The sequence below is a fragment of the Mesorhizobium sp. 128a genome (assembly GCF_053848025.1).
The window spans coordinates 50,371-67,865 of the sequence record NZ_JBSPKY010000012.1 but is presented as its reverse complement, the minus strand read 5'-3'; the positions used below and the strand labels follow the sequence as shown (position 1 = coordinate 67,865).

The 17,495-nt window shown below is 61.9% G+C and carries 19 protein-coding genes; all 19 read right to left on the bottom strand.

The features are described 5' to 3' along the window. Nucleotides 1–3,477: a phage tail protein gene (locus ACWTU9_RS20310; RefSeq protein WP_455859831.1), complete on the bottom strand. Its 3,477-nt coding sequence runs from the start codon at nucleotides 3,475–3,477 to the stop codon at nucleotides 1–3. Then, a complete protein-coding gene (locus ACWTU9_RS20305) occupies nucleotides 3,477–4,316 on the bottom strand; it encodes a DUF2163 domain-containing protein (RefSeq protein WP_455859830.1) in 840 nt (279 codons plus the stop codon). Before ACWTU9_RS20305 ends, ACWTU9_RS20310 begins: the two co-directional genes overlap by 1 nt. Then, a complete protein-coding gene (locus tag ACWTU9_RS20300; RefSeq protein WP_455859829.1) occupies nucleotides 4,313–4,924 on the bottom strand; it encodes a DUF2460 domain-containing protein in 612 nt (203 codons plus the stop codon). The genes ACWTU9_RS20305 and ACWTU9_RS20300 overlap by 4 nt, the downstream gene beginning before the upstream one ends. Next, the gene (locus ACWTU9_RS20295) at nucleotides 4,914–8,159 is read right to left on the bottom strand and encodes a hypothetical protein (RefSeq protein ID WP_455859828.1); all 3,246 of its coding nucleotides are present in this window, start codon (nucleotides 8,157–8,159) and stop codon (nucleotides 4,914–4,916) included. Before ACWTU9_RS20295 ends, ACWTU9_RS20300 begins: the two co-directional genes overlap by 11 nt. A gap of 24 nt (nucleotides 8,160–8,183) precedes the next feature. Beyond that, on the bottom strand, nucleotides 8,184–8,450 hold the full coding sequence (locus ACWTU9_RS20290; protein ID WP_455859946.1) for a phage tail assembly chaperone: 267 nt from the start codon (nucleotides 8,448–8,450) through the stop codon (nucleotides 8,184–8,186). 77 nt (nucleotides 8,451–8,527) lie between these two features. Then, nucleotides 8,528–8,977 (bottom strand): branched-chain amino acid ABC transporter, encoded by a 450-nt coding sequence (locus ACWTU9_RS20285; protein ID WP_455859827.1) that lies wholly within the window; start codon nucleotides 8,975–8,977, stop codon nucleotides 8,528–8,530. Nucleotides 8,978–9,000: 23 nt separating this feature from the next. Further along, nucleotides 9,001–9,306, bottom strand: a complete 306-nt coding sequence (locus ACWTU9_RS20280; protein ID WP_455859826.1) for a hypothetical protein — start codon at nucleotides 9,304–9,306, stop codon at nucleotides 9,001–9,003. Between the two features lie 95 nt (nucleotides 9,307–9,401). Further along, entirely contained in the window at nucleotides 9,402–9,626 is a 225-nt protein-coding gene (locus ACWTU9_RS20275) for a hypothetical protein (RefSeq protein ID WP_455859825.1), read from the bottom strand. A gap of 33 nt (nucleotides 9,627–9,659) precedes the next feature. Next, a complete protein-coding gene (locus ACWTU9_RS20270) occupies nucleotides 9,660–10,889 on the bottom strand; it encodes a phage tail tube protein (protein ID WP_455859824.1) in 1,230 nt (409 codons plus the stop codon). 24 nt (nucleotides 10,890–10,913) lie between these two features. Next, nucleotides 10,914–11,372: a hypothetical protein gene (locus ACWTU9_RS20265; RefSeq protein ID WP_455859823.1), complete on the bottom strand. Its 459-nt coding sequence runs from the start codon at nucleotides 11,370–11,372 to the stop codon at nucleotides 10,914–10,916. 1 nt (nucleotide 11,373) lies between these two features. Beyond that, nucleotides 11,374–12,078 (bottom strand): hypothetical protein, encoded by a 705-nt coding sequence (locus ACWTU9_RS20260; protein WP_455859822.1) that lies wholly within the window; start codon nucleotides 12,076–12,078, stop codon nucleotides 11,374–11,376. A 118-nt stretch (nucleotides 12,079–12,196) separates the two neighbouring features. Next, on the bottom strand, nucleotides 12,197–12,577 hold the full coding sequence (locus ACWTU9_RS20255; RefSeq protein ID WP_455859821.1) for a hypothetical protein: 381 nt from the start codon (nucleotides 12,575–12,577) through the stop codon (nucleotides 12,197–12,199). 16 nt (nucleotides 12,578–12,593) lie between these two features. Then, entirely contained in the window at nucleotides 12,594–12,794 is a 201-nt protein-coding gene (locus tag ACWTU9_RS20250) for a hypothetical protein (RefSeq protein ID WP_455859820.1), read from the bottom strand. A gap of 1 nt (nucleotide 12,795) precedes the next feature. Beyond that, entirely contained in the window at nucleotides 12,796–13,086 is a 291-nt protein-coding gene (locus ACWTU9_RS20245; protein ID WP_455859819.1) for a phage fiber-tail adaptor protein, read from the bottom strand. Between the two features lie 7 nt (nucleotides 13,087–13,093). Beyond that, nucleotides 13,094–13,312 (bottom strand): hypothetical protein, encoded by a 219-nt coding sequence (locus ACWTU9_RS20240; protein ID WP_455859818.1) that lies wholly within the window; start codon nucleotides 13,310–13,312, stop codon nucleotides 13,094–13,096. Next, entirely contained in the window at nucleotides 13,312–15,027 is a 1,716-nt protein-coding gene (locus tag ACWTU9_RS20235) for a hypothetical protein (protein ID WP_455859817.1), read from the bottom strand. Before ACWTU9_RS20235 ends, ACWTU9_RS20240 begins: the two co-directional genes overlap by 1 nt. Further along, nucleotides 15,027–16,463 carry a hypothetical protein gene (locus ACWTU9_RS20230; RefSeq protein ID WP_455859816.1) on the bottom strand — a complete coding sequence of 479 codons (1,437 nt, stop codon included), beginning with the start codon at nucleotides 16,461–16,463 and terminating at the stop codon, nucleotides 15,027–15,029. The genes ACWTU9_RS20235 and ACWTU9_RS20230 overlap by 1 nt, the downstream gene beginning before the upstream one ends. A 6-nt stretch (nucleotides 16,464–16,469) precedes the next feature. After that, complete coding sequence (locus ACWTU9_RS20225) at nucleotides 16,470–17,186, bottom strand: hypothetical protein (RefSeq protein WP_455859815.1); 717 nt, start codon at nucleotides 17,184–17,186, stop codon at nucleotides 16,470–16,472. Continuing rightward, nucleotides 17,143–17,487, bottom strand: a complete 345-nt coding sequence (locus ACWTU9_RS20220) for a hypothetical protein (RefSeq protein ID WP_455859814.1) — start codon at nucleotides 17,485–17,487, stop codon at nucleotides 17,143–17,145. The genes ACWTU9_RS20225 and ACWTU9_RS20220 overlap by 44 nt, the downstream gene beginning before the upstream one ends. Nucleotides 17,488–17,495 lie beyond the last annotated feature (8 nt).

Here is a 17,495-nt window from a genome sequence, read left to right as displayed (position 1 = left end):
TCAAGCCTTTGTCAACGTGAGGAGGAGACCGAGAGGTTCGCCGAACCCTGAGAAGTAAACGTGGTGTCTAGCCTCGTAGCCGCGCCCGTAGACTGGCCGGTCCTGCCCTGGAACGAGGATATCAAGTGCGCTCATCATGTAGACGCGGAAGAACAGTTCAGTCGGCGGATCCGAGCCAAGATCCGCCACGACGTCCGCGCTGGCGTAGTGAACCGAGTTCGTGGTTGCCGTCAGCGTGCGCTTGTACGTGACGCCATCGGTTGCATAGATGTCGATTTCAAAGGCGAGCGTGGCCTCGCCAAAATTCGCCGGATTGGTGCCGGCTGCCAGCCGGGAACGATAGTCCCATGACAGATCGATGCCGTCCGGCGTTCCTGCCACCGCATCGAGATTGATGCTGGCATACGGGGTTTCTGCGGCGCCTATGATCGTGCGCGGCAGGACGACGCCCGTTGCCGGGTCCTGCCCGATGCCGACTGCCTTGTAATAGCGGGTCGCATCAAGATCGCTAAGCGGGTGGACGGCGGACTTCAACCATGCCGGATCAATCATCAGGAAGATGTCTCCAGCCTGATGCAGGCCAGCAAAAACCTCCGTCCCGCGATAGCCTCTGATCGTCAGGCCAGAGAGCGTGAAAGTGCCGTTGCCGTTGTCGGTGACCGTCTTGTAGCCGATACCCTCCCATCGCCCAGGAGCGCCGATATAGGCGAAGTTCGCACCAGCAAGAACCTGAGCCTCCGTCTTGTCGACCAGCAGAGACGCATCACCGGCTGTCTTTCGGAAGGTGACCGTCGAGGCGTCTGTCGTCGCGAATGGATCAACTGGGTTGCCCAGCGCATCGGTGCAAATCCCGATGACCGCCCCGTGTGGCGCCTGGTCGAAAAGCGCGGATTGCTCGGACGGCGTGTTGCCGCGAAACAGGGTGCCGCCGGTCCATCCGGCCTGGCCGCGGCCAATAAGCACCCCGTACTGCCGCAACCCGGTTCCACCGAGATCGTCAGCATAGCGGAACAGCGGCACGTCGAGATGGATGTATTGCGTCGCCAGACTGACCGCGATCACCGAGCCGAACCCGGTGTTGGTAACGGGCGTGATCGTCGTCGAGAACGCCGTCTGGAAATCGGTTGCCGCGATATCGACCGACATATCCGAGGGATTGAGAGCTACGCTGTCGATCTGGACGCTGTAGGTGATCGTCCCGCTCGGCACGGAGACGACATCACCGGGCAGGAAACGAGACTCCCCAGTGATCGAAAATGCATGCGTGCGCTGGCTGGCCTGCAGCTCGAAATATTTCTCAGTGACGAAGGTCTGCGCGTCTTCGTCGGTCAGCACCAGCGGCGACGAGAACTGCTCGACGCGGATCGCGTTGGTGATCGACGGCATGGAGAATGAGGCCGGTCGCTGGGTATAGCCCTGATCCTTCGAGATGTATTGAAGCTCGACACGGGAGACCTGCCGGATTTCCGCTTCATCCTGACTTTCAACCGCTGAAGTCTCGCCGTACACCAGATCCGCAGTGGTCAGAACAGCATCGAGCGTAAAGGCGTCGTCTCGGTCCGGCAGTTTGAAGTACATGCCGTCGCCGGTGTCCGCGAACTTGAAGCCAAAGATGTCGGCGATCGACTGAATGACAGTCCTGATGTTCGAATTCGTGAGGATGCCGACGCCGTAGCCCTTACGCCCGACGAAGTCGCCGTCGAACGTTAGTTGCTCCGGAGTGTAACGGCCGAGAAATGCCGCCTTGGTGAGAATGTCCTCCAGAGCCATCGCGCCGGGGATCGTGTTCGGTAGCCGATGTTCCGTCCAGACGTCATCATTGCGGCCATAGAACCAGGCCTGCCGACCCTGATCATAGATGCCGGTGCGAACGTAGCCCGTGGTCGCTTCCGGTATCGTCGCATAGAGCGAAAAGCTTTTCGCCTCGATGTTGAGCAGATAGACCTGGTTCGTGCCCATTTTCTGGAAGAGCGCGAAACCGGGCTTTGCCCAGAACCGCTCATAGCCTTCGGCATTGAGTCCGCCGTCGCCGGTGTAAGACTGTGGGCCGGTAAAGCTGTCGACTAGCGTCGCGGTCTCAGGATCTACATACGCGATGCGATGGGTGCCGCCACCCTCGTCAACCGACGCGACGAGATAGCCGGTCTTGGGATCGAAGGCGATTCCGTAGACATCGCCGGCCGCGTCGTAGGCCAGCGTACGCGTCCAGGTGTCGCCATCGAAGGTTAGTTCATAGACGTTGCCAACCTCCCCTATTGCCGAGCCGTTGACAAAGAAAGAGATCGATCCGGCCAAGGTGCGACCGCGCACAACCACGCCGATATCAAAAGAGGGGTCCGACGAAACCAAGAGCGTCCCGAGGGAAAGGTCAGCAATGGCATAGAACGAATCGACCCAGTTGCTGCCGTTATAGCTGACGCCGACGAAGACATATTTCGCACCGAACTGCATCCCGACGCGCCAGTCGAGCGTCTCGCCGGTGGCCTCACGCCATTCGGCGACGATGGCACCCGTTGTGGCGTTGTAGATGCGAGTGGGCGAATCCGCCTCCGACGGCACAGCCATGCGGACCAACACGAAACCGGATCCTCGAATGGCGAGTGTGTTGGCGACGCCGGTGACATACTCCTCGCTGCCGGCGAGCGGCACGCGATAGATCTCAACGTGAGTATCGACATCGAGGGCAACGAGGTAGACCTGCGTCAGACCTGGCACCTGCGACGCGGTGAGGGTTTGGTAGATGATGCCGTCGGCGATGTCGTAGGCGGCGCCTAAGGTGCCGCCGGTGGCGCCATCGCTGGCAAGCGAGGATACATCATCGGTGATCCAGGCGATTTCCTCGTTGCCGCGGCTGCTGCTCGCCGCGTTCGAAATCACCGCCTTGACGGATGGCGCGCTGGTTGAGGGCCGCCCGTCGATATAGACCATGGCGAAGTGCCGCCATGCTCCGGCTTTGGAGCCAATCACCCCCTTGGCGATCGGATCGACGGCGGTATGGTTGCCGCCATAGAAGCGGAAGGTTTCAGAGGCGCCGATGCCGTTCTCCGCATCGAATACGACCTCGTTGTCGATCGAGAGCTGGATCAGTTCGTAGCCGTCACCGAACGGATCGAAGGCAAGCAGATAGCCCAGGGCGGCAACCTGCTGTGAGCCCGGAATAGGCACCAGTGCGACACGGCTGAATGGATCGTTGTTCAGCCATTTCGAGCCCGGCGGATAGTCGGAAAGCCCTTCGTAATTCTTGAGCGTGACCTGGTTGTAGCCGCTGATCGTCGATACGGTCAGGGCGCCGCCGACGACCGGCATGCCATCGACAGGGTAAGTGCCGATTACGATTGGGATCGGACGCCCGAGCACCTTGCCGACGTTAAAGGGCGAACTGGCGGATACCGGATCGGGCTGCACGGCAGAGGTCGGCCTGGGGGCGAAACTCCAAGATCCACCCGTGCCCAGCCCGGGCGTCGAGAACCACGCCATCAGGCATCACCGAGAAGTTCGCCGGGCGTATAGTCTTGGCCGGGATAGCTGTTGATCGCGCCGTACGCGGCGCAATCCGTGCGGTCCTGTGCGCAGCCTGCCGAGATTGTCAACGTATCGCCTACCTCGATATCAAAAGGAAAGGCTCGCACCATCTCGACAAGACCGGTACCGGAAGTGAAGCGGCGCGTCTCGCCCTTGGCGCCGGCATTGTCTCCCGAGGCGAATATGACCTTGCCGTGGGTGAGTTTGAGCGCGTCGGGGTTGCTGACCGTGATGGTGAATTTCGCATTGTTCACCACAGCCGCCACAGTAGCGGAGAGCGTCAGCGGTCCGAGATCTACGGGGCAGGGAGCGCTGCCGAAGTGATACCAGCATTTCGGCTGCACGGTCGGCAGGATAAGATCGGCGAAGACATCGCCCTGGGTGACGAGCTCGAATTTGCCAGCGAGGCGATCGGTGAAGCCGGTCTTGCCGACGAAGCCATCCAGAATGATCTCGCGATCCGTCGGATTGGTAAAATCGGCCAGCCAGACCTTCGCGGCGGCGCCGCGCCACGCCCCGCGCTTGACGTGATCCGAATAGATGGGCCCTTCGGCATCGAACGGCAGAGAGATGTCGAGGCCGGCGGGGCGGCCGCCGTTGGCCACGGTGAACTTGGTAACGTTGAAGCCGGGAGACTTCAGGAAGGTATTTCCTGACACCGGCAGGTCCTGGTCGAGATTGGTCAGCCGCACGGTCCCGCACAGGGTAATGCTGTTGACAAGCTCGATCTGGAAGCAGCGCGTGACTTCCTTGCTCGCCAGCATGGCGACAAGGGTCGGCGACCAGTCCCTCACGGGATATCCTCGACCGCCTGCAGACTGTCGAGATCCAGGACGTCGGGCAGCGAATAAGGGATCGACGGTTCGAACGCGTCGCCCTCGAATGCGACAGGAACATAGAAATCGCAGGAGATCGTGATGATCTGGCCCACGGTCGGAATGTTACCGCCGGTGAAGGTGATCAGTCCGGTTGCGCTCACAGTGTAGTGCGTCGTCAGTGTTTTCGTGACGCCGTCGACTTTGACGACCAGCGTGCCGGCTTTGATGTGCCGGATGACTCGGATATAGGGGTTGAACCCGGCGGTGTACGGTTTGACGGCCTGGAAGGCGGCGGTGACGCCGTCGCCAATGCCGATCTGGCAGTTCACGCACTGGAAGTCGGTGTGGTCCTTCATGAGAAAGACCTTGAAGTCGCCGCGGCGGTCGTAAAAGAAGTTGCGAAGAACCTCGATCAGGGCGGCGTCCCTGTTTTTCTGCGACCACGAATAGTAGTGCCGCGCCACAACCGTGTTCTGTAGCCGGCGGATCGACTGGTTGTCCGATCTCACCTTGGTGGTGATAAAGCGTGGACCGCCCTTGAAGCCGATCGACACACTTTCCGGCATGATGAGATTATCGACCAAGGATGGACCCCTGCGCGTCTTGAAGGCCAAGCGCCGACTGCCGGCGGATCTCGGCAGAGCTTTCCTTGGATGGCGGCGCGCCGTCCGAGCGGACCGTTTGGCTGAAATAAATGACCACTGGCGGTTTATCGCTGCCCGACGACCCGCCGCGGCGATCCTCATACTGGTCAGGCCTTGCGATGATGACGCGCTCGCTGGGGCTCTTGAAGAACTCGACCTTTTGGGTGTCGCCGTTGCCGGGGCCGATCATACCGCCGGTGGCGAAACCGCCGTACCGCTGCTTGTACCGCTCGGATTCGATGTATTGGTGGTAGGCCTCAGTCTGAGCGAGCGTCTTTTCGTAGGTGTTGGCGCCACCGCTTCCGAGCGGACCGCCACCACCGCCATAGACGATGTTGTGGGCGATCTGCTGTGGCGTGGCGCCCAGGCCTTGCGCGCCATATCCGATGTTGCCGCTGCCAACGATGCCGGCGGCGCGGAAGTTCGACCTGATGCCGGCGAGAACCTTGGCGTATTGCGCCGAAAGCGTGTGCTCCCCGCCGCTGCTGCCAGAGGACGAGCCTCCACCAGAGTAACCGCCGCCCGAGCCGTTGTAGCTACTCGTCGTCGCCCACTTCTCGACACCCTCGTAGGTCTTGCGGGTGTTCGCCTCGATGTTCATAAGGACGGTCCAGAGGCGGTCTTCCTCGCGGGTCGCCTCGCGGCCGGTGAAGGCGGATTGAGGATCCGCCAGCGCACCCATCTGCTTCGGCGTGAAGATTCCGACGGTCTCCTCTGGCGACTTGAAGAACTGGACGCGCTGGGTGTCACCGGGATGGATGACGCCACCAGTGGCGAAGCGGGTGACATTGACAGTGGTAGAGCCAAGATCGCCAGAACCGCCCAGGCTGCCAAAGCCGCCGGTGCGTGGCACCGAATTGGCCGAGATCGATGGGCCAGACTGCTCGCCTGGCACACCGCCATACCGGGTGACGCCGACGGTCGACGTGCCGCCATTGCTGTTCGGGACGCTATAGAGCGACTGAGTGCCGCTGCCGACCTGCTTGGTAACGACAGTGATCGTCACCGTCTTGTTCGGGATCGACTTGATGCTCTGCGAAAGGCTGTCGACACCGGATTCCAGCTCTCGGACCTTCAACTGACCGTTGATGATCTTGTTGATGAAGGCGTCGACGGCGCGGGGGTCGCCACCAACCTGCTTCAGGGCTTCGCGGAGCAAGTCCGTGCTCTCCTGGAAGTCCCGCACCGACACGTTGCCAGTGTCCATCGCCGAAAACATCCTATCGAGCGACGTCACTGTGCGGTCGATGGCGGCCGCGGCGGCATCGGCGTTACCCTTGAAGGACGCGCCGAAGACATCGGTCACCGATGCCTCGGAGGCGGCATTGAGCGTCTTCTGGATGTCCTCTGCCTGGTTCTTCATCGTCTGCAGCTGTTGCGTCGCCTGCTCGAGCTGGATGAACTGGGAGCGCTTCGCGTCTTCGAACAGCCGTGTGACGTTGATTACCTCCTGGCCGATGCCGCCAAACTCGACGGTGACGCCGCTTGCGGCCTTGCCAACCCCACCGATCGCGGTGCCAAGAGCATTGGCGCCGCCGATCGATTTGTCGAAGCTGACGTTGCCGAGAGCATCGAGACCTTCCAGCGCATGGTTCGTCGCGATCTTGTCGACGACGTCGCTGGCAAAATCGCGCAGCGGCGTCGATTGCATGATCTGTTCGACCGCCGCGTTGCGATCCTCGACGGCCCTCTTCAGGTTCTCGAGATACTTGTTGTCAAGCGGTGCGATCGATTGATCCGGAGCGTTGAGCAACGGGATCTCGCTGCCGGTGATCCGGTTCAAGGCTGCGATGATGTCGTCGGCAGCATCCGACGACTTCTTGACCAGGTAGTTGAGCGACGTGATCGCAGCGTTCGCCGCCCCGATGAAGATGGCGCCGAGCTGATCGGGGAAGCTCTTCCAGTAGGCGACAATGTCATAGAAGGCCGCATGGAAGGCATTGATGACCAATTCAGCGATGTCCACGGCAGCGGAGCCAAGCTTGCTGAACACATAGCCGAATCCCGATGAAACCGAATTCAAGACGGTGCCTACAAAGCTATTGTCGATGTACGTGCCGATGGTCTGGAAGATGGCCTTGAAGGTTTCCCCGAAGCCGACGACGCGATGTTCGGCCTCGCTTGCCCGATCGCGAATGGAGCCGAACCCAGCGGCGGCAAAACCGGCAGCGGTTCCAAGTGCGCGCAATGCGACGCTACTGGCGATGAACGATGCCATGCGCGAGACGATGCCGCCGAGCATGCTGCCCGTTTCGACCAGACCGGCACGCAACCCGCCGCGACCCATGAAGATCTGACCGATCTGGGCGAACTGGAAACCGAGGTTCTGCATGAAGTAGAGCGGAGACTGGAACGCCAGCGGGATCGACTGAGCGATGTCGATCATCTGGAACTGGAGATTGCGCAGCTCGAACGACGCCAGTTTGCTCCCGCGCGCGACCGACGCCGCCGTGACGTCGAACCTGGTGCGCGCTAGCCCTTGGGCGGCGGCGAGCTCCTCAGTCGAAATAGCGCCTCTTGCGGCGAGAACGGCATATTCCTCGAGCTCGCTGTTGAGGTGCTGCTGCGCCGCGGCGAGCGGATCCAGCTCGGCGCGCAGAACTGCAACCTTGGCCGCCATCTGGTCGGCCTCACGGCCGGCGGCCTCGAAGACAGCAGCTGAGGCGCGCGCCGAGTTGACGTCGGCAGCACCGATGCCAAGCGTCCTGTTGATGCTGGACTGTGCCTGGTCGGCGGCAGCGGCTTCGCGACCCGCCGCGGCGAGCTCTCGATAGCTTTGCGCCTGAGCTTCAGCCGCACGCGCCACGGCGTCATGCTGCAGCCTCACCTTGCCGAGGACGCGTTCCACCTCGGCTTCGCTGACGCCAAGCTTCCTGGCTGCGGTATCGGCAACGAGTAGCGCGCGTTCCATCGCCTGGGTCGATCGAGCGGCGGGATCCACAGTGGCGAGCAGCCGTTCCCACGCCCTGGAGGCCGAGGTGATCGATCCGACGGAGCCGGTCATCACCGCGCCTTGCCGCGCGATAGCGGCTGTGGCGGCCTGCTCGCGCTCGATGACCTTGTCGGTCGCCGCCTGTGCCGCCTTCATGGCGCGCACGTACGTCGCCGAACCAACCTCGGCGCCGCGGGCGTCAATGGTCAGCTCGGTGACGACGCTTCGCGTTTCGTCAGCCATGATTGCTCCGGAATGGTGTAAGGATCAGCCGTCGCGCTTGCGACTGGCTTCAACAAGATAGGCGCGATCGAGCCGCTCGATGATATCGACTTCCCACGGCGCGAGACGCAGGCCGGCCAGCCGGTTGAAGGCATCGAGATCAGACCAAGACCACATGCCGCCGGCGCCGCGACGATTGGAGAGCCGGGCGAAGGCCCGCCAGAGATAGTCCATCGCCTCGGGCATCGGTGGGCAGGCCAATTCCGCCTCGAGTTCTGCGCGGCGTTCCTCAGGAAGGCGACGGGCAAGCAGCCCCTGTAGTGTATCGCGATAGCTGAAGCCTTCCTTGTCGACGGAAGACAGCGCGAACTCGCGCTCCGCGAAGGTGATCAGATCTTCGCGGAGCTCTTCGTAAAAGACCGCTCGCCGCCGATGAACTCGAGCGCCTGCAGATAGATGTCGACCTTGCGGGGATCAATCAGCAGCTTGGTGGCGGCTTCGGGGCTGAAGGGCAGCATCTCGCCGTCGATTTTGACCGGCGACCAGTCGATGATGCGGTCGACGACGAACTTGACGTTGCGCTGCCGGGCTTCATCGACGGTTTCCTCGGGCTCGATCCACTTCTTGCCGTTGGTGCGTGTCTGCATCTTCTCCTTCTCGAGATGCAGGTTTTCCCTGCCGATGCGGTTGGCCTGCTCTACTGCTTTCGGATGGCCAGGGCCGGCAAACGTCCACACCCAGGTGGTCAGCTTACCTCCAACCTTGACGGTCATCTTGGATTCGTCGGCGGCGTCGAGATCGCCGGCACCAAATTCGGCGATCGGGGTATCTTTGCTCATTTGTCTCATCCTTTGTCGGAAGGTTAGTTGGAAATCACGGTCGGGGTGCCGTCCTCGGCGATCTCGACGCGGGTGCCATCGCTGAATTCGATGGCGGCAACCGGCAGATATTCGCCGGTGACGGGATGCTTCGTTTCAAAGACCGTTTTGCCCGGGACGAGGTCGATTGCGATGAAGGCCAGTTTTACGCGACATTCGACGGGTTGCCTGGCCTCGATTTTGAAAGAAGCGCTTTCGATGGCGAGGATCTGTGTGATGTCGTCGCCCGTCTCTGCATCGGTTATCTTGGTGTCGTTGCCGAAGCCGGTGGTGTTTCCAAACCGAAGCATGTCGGAGATCCCTTGTTCGGAGGGGTGGCGGCGGGTCCGACAACCCGCCGCCGTGCTGCGCGCAACATCGTCCCGGTGCCGGCCGGGAACTCTGATCAGTCTTCCTTGGCCGCCGGCGCGCGCTTACTTGGCTTTTCGGCGGTCTTCTCCGCCGGCTTATCGCTCGGCTTCATGTTCTTCGCCGTATTGCTGATCGCGATCGCCTCGAGCTGCTCGGCATGCCTCGGCATGTCGACGCGGTAGCCGGCGTCGGTTGCGGCCTTGATTGCGTCGCGCAGCGCCACGGCGGCGTCACGCACCGCCTTTTCGAGATGGTCCATGCTGTTTTCCTTCCTTCAGGGTTTGGCGGCCTATCAGGTCGCGTTGGAGACCTGGATCTTGACCTGCGTGGCGTCGTAGCCGGCGCCGGTGTTGTCGACGCCGACGAGGTCGGCCGGAATCGCCACCGATTGCGTGCGCGGACCGCCTTCCTTGGCGAGCGCCGACTTGTCGACGGAACCCAGCGTGAAGTTGCCGACGAACAGTGAGAAGAAGTCCTTCGGCGAGTTCTCGTTTTCCTCGGCCAGGACATGCAACGACAGCGGCGTCTCGTCGACGAAGTCGGCGAGCATCAGCAGATCCTTGCGCAGCATCGTCATGTTGATCATGACCGTTTCGGAGCCATTGAAGACGTCCGGCGCGTAGGGGCTGGGGCTGATGACGTCCGGCGAGGACGGCTTGATGTCTACCGTGATGTCGAACGCCGTCAGCGCCACCAGGTCCTCGACGCCAAGGCGCACCTTCGCCTCGACTACCGCCAGCGGGACACCAGTCGAGGTCACCGGCGAGGTAAACATCGGTGAAGAACCGGAGGCCAAAGGATCGAACTGGCCAGTGCCGACGAGCGAGGTGTCGAGCGTCAGAAGGCCATTTGGAGCCATGGTGAGTTTGTAGGAGCCCCACACGGCGTCAGACGACACCTCAGACTGGTCGGTGTCGTATTCGTATTCCTCGACCGTGAAGTAGCGCTTCACCAGGTTTCCGGGGCCCGGGTTGACGAGGACGCGGCCAGTACGGGTGAGCTCGCAATCGGTGTCGGCTACGGCATTGACGACCAGCGTTTCAGCGACGGTTACAGTCGTCGAGGACACCCCGGTGACGCGAAGGTTGATGTTGTTGTTTGCCGCCGACGAATGATTTGTCAGTCTCCAGATATCGCCGACCTTGACGCCAAGCGAGACCGGCGAGCCGGAGGCAAACACGATCGTATGGGCGCCGGTGGTGATCGAAGTGAAGTCGCCCTCGTCCAATTGCAGGTCAGCAACGCTCCAGGTGCCGCGCATCACGGCCTCAAGGATATCGTCGAAGCCGCCGATCGACAGCTCATGCGAGTAGGAACCCGCCGTTTTCTGGAGACCATGTCGGCCGCGGGTCGACATGCCGTCGCGTCGGATCTCCTTGCTGCCGATCGAGGCCTTCGTCATCCGGATGCCTTGGCCGCCGGTCTGACGGAGGACCTTCGCACCCGATCCGGAAGCCGGCACGCCGAGGCCGGACTGCACCTTGAACGCGGCGTAGCCATTCCACTGTTCCTGATATCCCATGTTGGTCTCCTTAAGGGGTGCGGATCAGCCGCGATGCCAGTAGGTGAACTCGACGGTCATGGTGATGCCGAACCACTTGCCGTCTTCCGATTTGACGGCGTCGTCGCCGCCAATGACTTCTGGGGCCAGCGTGCGGATGTAGGACCCCAACCCGTCGTCATAGAACTTGGCGGCGCGGAAGAGCTCGCCGATCGCCACCGCGTATTGATCGCCTTGGGTGGTGCCTTCCCCGACCGGGGTGAAGACGTGGACGATGATGTCGCCGTCGTAGCGCCAGCCCCTGTTGCCAGCGGTACCGAACGTCCAGATCTCGCTGCCCCTGTCGCGGATGCGTAACTGCGTCCAGGGTGCCGGGCTGCCGCTTGGGCGAACTGGCGGCCAGGGTTCCGCGGGATCCTCGTTCTGGTAAGTCTTCCTGGTCGTCGTCCAGCCGGTATCGAACCGCGAGCGGATCGCGGCCTTGGCGCCGGCGTAATCGGCCATGTCAGCGCTCCGTGATGATCAGGGCAGGGAAGCGAGCACCGGATTTGTTGTGGGCGGTCTTGCCATGCTTCTTGCCGATGGCGCTTTCCAGAACGCCTGACGCCGGACGGGCGACACCATCACCGAGCCACCATTGTTGCCCGTTCGACGCCGCCATGGCCTGGTTGATCTGTGCGCCGCCGACGATGCCGCGATAGGTGAACTGGATCTTGGCGATGTTTCCAAAGCGGGCCATGACGACGCGCCGCGCGCGCTGGTAGACCTCGTCGGTACCAGGTACCCGCATCGTCATCGAGCCGACCTCGATCTTCCGGCTGTAAGGCACATAGTTTGTGATAGCGACGTCGGCGCCGGGCCTATAGCCGTCCAGATTGGCGGCCTCGGCGCCATTAATGAAAAGACTGTGTGCACCCCGATACTCGCCCGACAGCACCGGCGAGAGGTCGTAGAGCGTCTGCATCGCGAAACGGATGACTTCCTCAAGGTGAGGGTACTGATAGACGATGACGCCGAACGGCTTCACTGCCTCCTCAGGCGCACCCTGCTGGCCGTCGACGATGCGAATAAATGACGATGGGTGCGGTGCCGTGTTCATGACAACGGCATGCTCGCGCTTCGCGACGGCGACGACCATCTTCTGGGTAGCAGCGACGGTCTGCTGTGCCGCGATCGCGAAGGTCAGCGAGCCGGGCTGAAGGCGTGCCATCAGCAGAGCCCAAGCATGGTGCACCAAAGCCAATGCGATTGCGGCTCTCCAACTATGGCAAGCGCGTATGAGCAACCCCACGCTACGCTTAGCATGGCGGCCGCTACGAACATCCGCATCAGCCTCTCACCCGCATCTCGATCGCGATCAGCACGCCGGCGACGCGCCGAGTGTTGTCATCCGGAGATTCAATGTTCACTTCCTTCCCCCGAATGACGACCTTGTCGTTCTTGCGCACCGGGAACGAGAAGCCGGCGTCTTCGAGGTCGGGTCCATAAACGATGAGACGACGGTCGCCTTGGACGATCGGATCGACGAGCTCCTTGGCCTCGTAGCCGACGACGCGCGCCAGGACTGGTGTATCGGTGAATGGCCGGTCAGCTCCGGAGCCGGTGTAGCGCCGGATCGCCACCGCCCTGGTGCCGTCCTGGTTCAGTTCGCCGACGCGCAGCAGAGCCTCGCGATATGCGTCCCTGATTTCTTGTGGGGTCAACGGCATCAGCGCTACTCTGCTCTTAGCGGCTGCAGAGTTGCAGGGCCTGATCTTCGGTAAAGCCCTCTTCGATGTAGGCGAGGTAAGCTGCGCGGCGAAGCTTGGCGATCGCTTGGACGTTCGCGATCATCTCGGGCAACTGGCGCCTAAGCGAATCGCCGGCAGCCCTCATTTCGTTCTTCGGCTGCATCGGAACGATTGTAGGCTTGTTGTCGTCCGCCATCTCAACGTTCCTTGATCTTCAGTTTTTGCGAGAAGTCGTCTTCCTCGCCGTCTGACATCACGATGTGGTTGGTGATGACATAACTGGTGCCATTGACGCCGCCCGAGATGCGGACCGTGGTGTTGGTGTCCGTGAAGGAAGACGCCTCCTTGACCAGGTCACCACCGCCGGCCCAAGCTTCCCCATCGAGCAACCATGTCGAGGCTTCAATCGTGACCCCATCGGGAAGATCGGCGGTCCAGTCGATGCCGAAATCGCGGATGGCATCCTTGTCCTTCGGTCCCCACGCCATTGTCGCCTCATCCGTTCCTGGACACTGCATCGACGGCTACAAGGCGCGTCACGGCATCCACAGCAACTGTTCTGGTGCCGGCAGCTGCCGGCGCGACGCGCGATACCCCATCCGCCGCAACGAAAAACCCGGCTTCGGTCGGGAAGACCAGTTCGATTGGCGCGAAGCCGCCACCGAAGTAGCGGCGCCCGAAATAGCGGCCGCCGAAGAAGCGCGGGCCGAACATCAGCTCGCGTCCACCGTGACGGCGGTGCGATTGCCATCGGCATCGACCGTGGCCGTGAGGCGGTTCTTAGTGTCGGCGGCATCGCGGTAATGAACCGTGGTGCCAGCAAGCCCGTTGGCCTTGCCGTAGAGCGCGGCGCGTGACAATCGCAGGAACTCCTCCACCGTCTCAGCGCCTTCGAAGGCGGTCGCCAGCAGCGCGGCAGCGTTCGCAGCGGCCGTTGGGATGGTCAAAGCCGCGATCTCAGCCAGCACCGCGTCGTCGGACCCGGCCAGGCCCGAGGCAAACTCGGCATTCGTTGGCAGGTCGTCGACGCTGGTCTGCGAGGCAAAACCGGTCGCTGTCGTCCAATGGACATCGCCATAGGTCGCAAGCGCGGTGAAGCTGGCCGAGATGCCGGATGAGAGTGAAGACAGTGCAGCAGCAGTCGCCAGCGTCGCGATCTGGGTGTCAAGGTTCGCCGAAGCCATGCCCAGCGCCGAGCGTGTACCGGCGGCATCAAGTGGCGCGCTATAACTGAACGACGCCATGCGGCTCGAAACGTCGGCGTCTAGATGCGCCATGCGAACGCTGGTCGCGCCGGCGTCGGCCAGCGCCTGGTCGGCCTCGGCATTGACCTGGGCGGCGCTGAGATCGTTGAAGCCTGTGACGCCCGTATCCTTGGCCAGAACGATGTTGGTGCCTGCTGTCAGCAACCTTGTGCCGACGGCCCAGATATCGCTTGCCGCGTGCGACGAGCGGCTGGAGATCGTGGCGTTGACGTTATCGACCAGTAGCTTGCCGACGCTGCCCACGGTCGTCAGTGCCGAGGTCAGCGCATCCCACACCGCTTGCGCTATGGTCGCGGCGCTTGGATCGTTGAAGCCCGTAACGCCGGTCCCCTTCGCGAGTGCGATGTTGGTCCCCGCTGTTAGAACGCGGGTTGCAGCCGACCAAACCGCGTCGAGTGCATTGGCGGCGAACTTGGCTGCAGTGATCGCACCGTCCGCAAACGATGATGTCGAGATGCCTCCCGCCGCGATACTACCAACGGCACCGGTGACCGATCCGACAGCACCCGTCACGGCCGCTGCCGTTGGCGTTGCTGCCGTCGCCGCCGTCGTGACGGAGGTCTTCATCGTTGCCGTTAGGTCGCCGTTTGTCGGCGCATTGGTTACGTTCGTTGCCGTTGTAATTGTGCCGGCGGTGATGTTGGTCGTAGAGGCCAGCGTTGCATTCGTCGGGAATGTAGCGGTCCCGCCGTTGACCACCGGATTCGTCTTGATGGTTTCGACGTCTACCTTCTGCGTGGTCTTGATGGTTGTGTTGCTGAGATCAACGGTTGTTGTCGGCGAACCGACGTTAGCCCAGTCAAGACCTGCCTCGCCACCAGCCGAGACGTCCAGCGTGCGACCCGACGTCGTGTCGCGGCGGTATAGCTCTATGGTGCGCGTCACGGGCGCCATGGTGGCGCAGGTAATGTGCAGACAGTATTCTTCGCTGTCCGAGCCGGAAGCAATAGTGGTGTCCTCGTCGACGGTAAGCGAGTACACGCCAGGCATGTTGGCGGACGACAATTCCGCAACAGTCGGCGTAGTGTAGACCGTGGCGGTGCCGCCGTTGCGCGACCGATATACGGTGAACGATGACAGGCCGGTCTTGCGTGTGACGCGATCGGTCGAATCGAGAGCCACGAAGAAGATCAGCTGGTCGGTCTTTCCGGAGGGTATACGCATCAGGCTGCTATCCCCTGGTCAATCGCATGAAGGCCGGACGACGCCACTGCGCCTGGCCCATTAATGGTGATGCCGCTGTTGTGGCCGAGATCGAAGCTGTTCGATGCGACGAAACTGGCGCCACCAGCGCCGGTGAAATCGCGGAAAGCGCAATAGGTCATTGTCGGCGCGTTGCTGGCCACCGAGATCGTGCGGGCGGCGCCATCGGATGATGACCGAACGAAGATGGGCGCGCTCGCCGTGCCGTTGAGTGCTAGCGTTGCTATGGTCTGCGTCGTTTGCAATTCAAGAACATTGAGCCCTGCAGCCGTCACGCTGGCAAATGTATTGGCGCTGGCGAAAGCAGTCACACCACCATTTGCCTGGGCATCGATCTGGAGTGCATTATAGGTCAGACCACCGCCAGTGAACGTCCTTGTGTTGGACACGGCGCCCAGCACGCCGCTAAACCTTATGGTCGAGCCGTTCGCATTGAAGGTCAGATTTGTGGTTGTCGCCAAGCTCCAGGCCGTACCGGTGCCGGTGCCGGTGAAATTCCACGTCCCGTTGCCGATATTGATCGTTCGCGTGCCTGTACCGCTGGCGTTGAATGCGTTGTTTGACGCACTCAGCGTCACATTGTTGTTGTTGGCGCTGAAATCCAGTGTGCCGGTGAAGGCGCCGCAGGCGATCGACTGGACGGTGACGGTGGTGTTGACGGTGACGGTGCCACCGCCGGACGACCCGTCCAGGGTGACGGTGTCGGCGGAGCCAGGTACGGTCTGGCCGCCGGCGCCATTGGTGACCGCAGCCCAATGCGTGGTGGTCGAGGCATCCCAGGCGCCGGAACCACCGACCCAGAAACGCGACGCATTGTGGAGGGTCAGCCCATCGACGATGTAGGAATGATCGCCTGAGATATCGAAGCGCCACCATCCCTCGACGGTCACCTGTTCGATGCTGGTGATCGTTACGTCCTGGTCGGCATCGTCGAAGATGACGTCGCCGAGCACCAGGTCCTTGGCATGGCAGACGCTGTTGTCGTTGCGCCAGATCGACTGCTCGGCAAAGAGATCGAACAGGCCGTTGACCCGGTAAAAGGCGAAGGGCTCGTAGGGGTCGATCTGCACGATGCTGGTGATCGTGTAGTCGAAAACGAAGTCCTCGCCCTCAATGCGATAGACATCGTCGCCGACTTTGAGGTCCGCAATGCGCCTTTGCTGCGGCGCATTTCGCGGCGGGCACATGACGTAAAGCGATGAATGGACGAGGTGCGCTACATCGTTGATAAGGAAGCGCGGGTTTTGCCAATAGCGGTAGGTGTCGGCGTCGACCCACTGGATCGTCTCGATCGTGTTGACGAGCGGCGCGCCGGTCACCATGTCGAACGCGGCGACCTCGTCGCCAACGACGCAGTCGGCAATGTCTCTGTAGCCGGACGGCGTCAGGATATGCATGTCTGGCTACCCAATTGCGAAATTGCGGAAACGCTTCAACTGCCCGGCGACGACGTCAGGCACAGCGCCTTCATTCGATTGCCCGGGCACCGACCCCACCCACCAAGCCTTTTCGGTGCGCTCGACACCGGGAATGTCGACGACCTCGCTCTTCAGCGCGGGATCTCGGGTCGATTCGAGGTAGGCGAAGCGGAAGAAGTCGGTGGCGGCCTGTTTGAGATCGCCGGGGATCGTCTCGAAGCCGGCCTTGTAGGTAACAATTACCTTCCGTGCGCACCACCGGCGCGGAAAGTCCGCGCTCAGGCGGGTGACGATGCCGGATTCTGCGTCGACCATGAAGTCGTCGTCAGCCTCGAGCGTGACGCCATCTTCGACCAAGCTGGAGATGGCGACATTGTGCCTGCGCGACAACAAGAGATCGTCGGAATCGACCTGGTAGAACGTCTCTTGCAGCGTTTCCTGCTTCAGCGTCGGCTCGACGCCATCGGCGCTCGATCCGACGGCCACATTGCACTCCGACATGATCGCTGAGGCCACACTGAGGCCGAGCGCCTTCAAGGCGGTATCCTGGCTTTCACCGGTGACACCGGCGGCGGCGCGCAGCTCGTCGATCGACAGCAGCGCAAGATCGCCGGCATCTTCGGTGATGGCCAGGAAGGAACGCAAGAGGATGACCCCTTTAAGCGGCGAGGCGAGCGTCGGCGATTTTGCCGATGACGGCATCGCGGCTGTCGCTGTCCGCGACGGCGATTTTCTCGGCCTTGATTATGCCGGCGAGGTCGTCGTCAGTCAGCCCTGCGAGGTCGGCCAGCATGCCATCGCGGACCTCGTCGGCGGTCGGCTTCGTCTTCTTGCCGCCCTTTTTACCGCTGATCGCCTCGACGTAGCCGGCAGCGTGGAGACTCTCGAAGAGCTCCTCCGGGATCTCGTCCTCGGTACCCTTGATGATCTCGCGGCCGTGCACATTGCCCTCCTGGGCGACGCGCACGGAGATAAGGACGGAAACTGCCTTCATTCCAGACATCGGATTTC

Coding starts and splice junctions, on each gene's coding strand:
- ACWTU9_RS20310 (WP_455859831.1), bottom strand. CDS start 3,477: ATGGCGTGGTTCTCGACGCCCGGGCTGGGCACGGGTGGATCTTGGAGT.
- ACWTU9_RS20295 (WP_455859828.1), bottom strand. CDS start 8,159: ATGGCTGACGAAACGCGAAGCGTCGTCACCGAGCTGACCATTGACGCC.
- ACWTU9_RS20285 (WP_455859827.1), bottom strand. CDS start 8,977: ATGAGCAAAGATACCCCGATCGCCGAATTTGGTGCCGGCGATCTCGAC.
- ACWTU9_RS20280 (WP_455859826.1), bottom strand. CDS start 9,306: ATGCTTCGGTTTGGAAACACCACCGGCTTCGGCAACGACACCAAGATA.
- ACWTU9_RS20275 (WP_455859825.1), bottom strand. CDS start 9,626: ATGGACCATCTCGAAAAGGCGGTGCGTGACGCCGCCGTGGCGCTGCGC.
- ACWTU9_RS20270 (WP_455859824.1), bottom strand. CDS start 10,889: ATGGGATATCAGGAACAGTGGAATGGCTACGCCGCGTTCAAGGTGCAG.
- ACWTU9_RS20265 (WP_455859823.1), bottom strand. CDS start 11,372: ATGGCCGATTACGCCGGCGCCAAGGCCGCGATCCGCTCGCGGTTCGAT.
- ACWTU9_RS20260 (WP_455859822.1), bottom strand. CDS start 12,078: ATGGCACGCCTTCAGCCCGGCTCGCTGACCTTCGCGATCGCGGCACAG.
- ACWTU9_RS20255 (WP_455859821.1), bottom strand. CDS start 12,577: ATGCCGTTGACCCCACAAGAAATCAGGGACGCATATCGCGAGGCTCTG.
- ACWTU9_RS20250 (WP_455859820.1), bottom strand. CDS start 12,794: ATGGCGGACGACAACAAGCCTACAATCGTTCCGATGCAGCCGAAGAAC.
- ACWTU9_RS20245 (WP_455859819.1), bottom strand. CDS start 13,086: ATGGCGTGGGGACCGAAGGACAAGGATGCCATCCGCGATTTCGGCATC.
- ACWTU9_RS20240 (WP_455859818.1), bottom strand. CDS start 13,312: ATGTTCGGCCCGCGCTTCTTCGGCGGCCGCTATTTCGGGCGCCGCTAC.
- ACWTU9_RS20235 (WP_455859817.1), bottom strand. CDS start 15,027: ATGCGTATACCCTCCGGAAAGACCGACCAGCTGATCTTCTTCGTGGCT.
- ACWTU9_RS20230 (WP_455859816.1), bottom strand. CDS start 16,463: ATGCATATCCTGACGCCGTCCGGCTACAGAGACATTGCCGACTGCGTC.
- ACWTU9_RS20225 (WP_455859815.1), bottom strand. CDS start 17,186: ATGCCGTCATCGGCAAAATCGCCGACGCTCGCCTCGCCGCTTAAAGGG.
- ACWTU9_RS20220 (WP_455859814.1), bottom strand. CDS start 17,487: ATGTCTGGAATGAAGGCAGTTTCCGTCCTTATCTCCGTGCGCGTCGCC.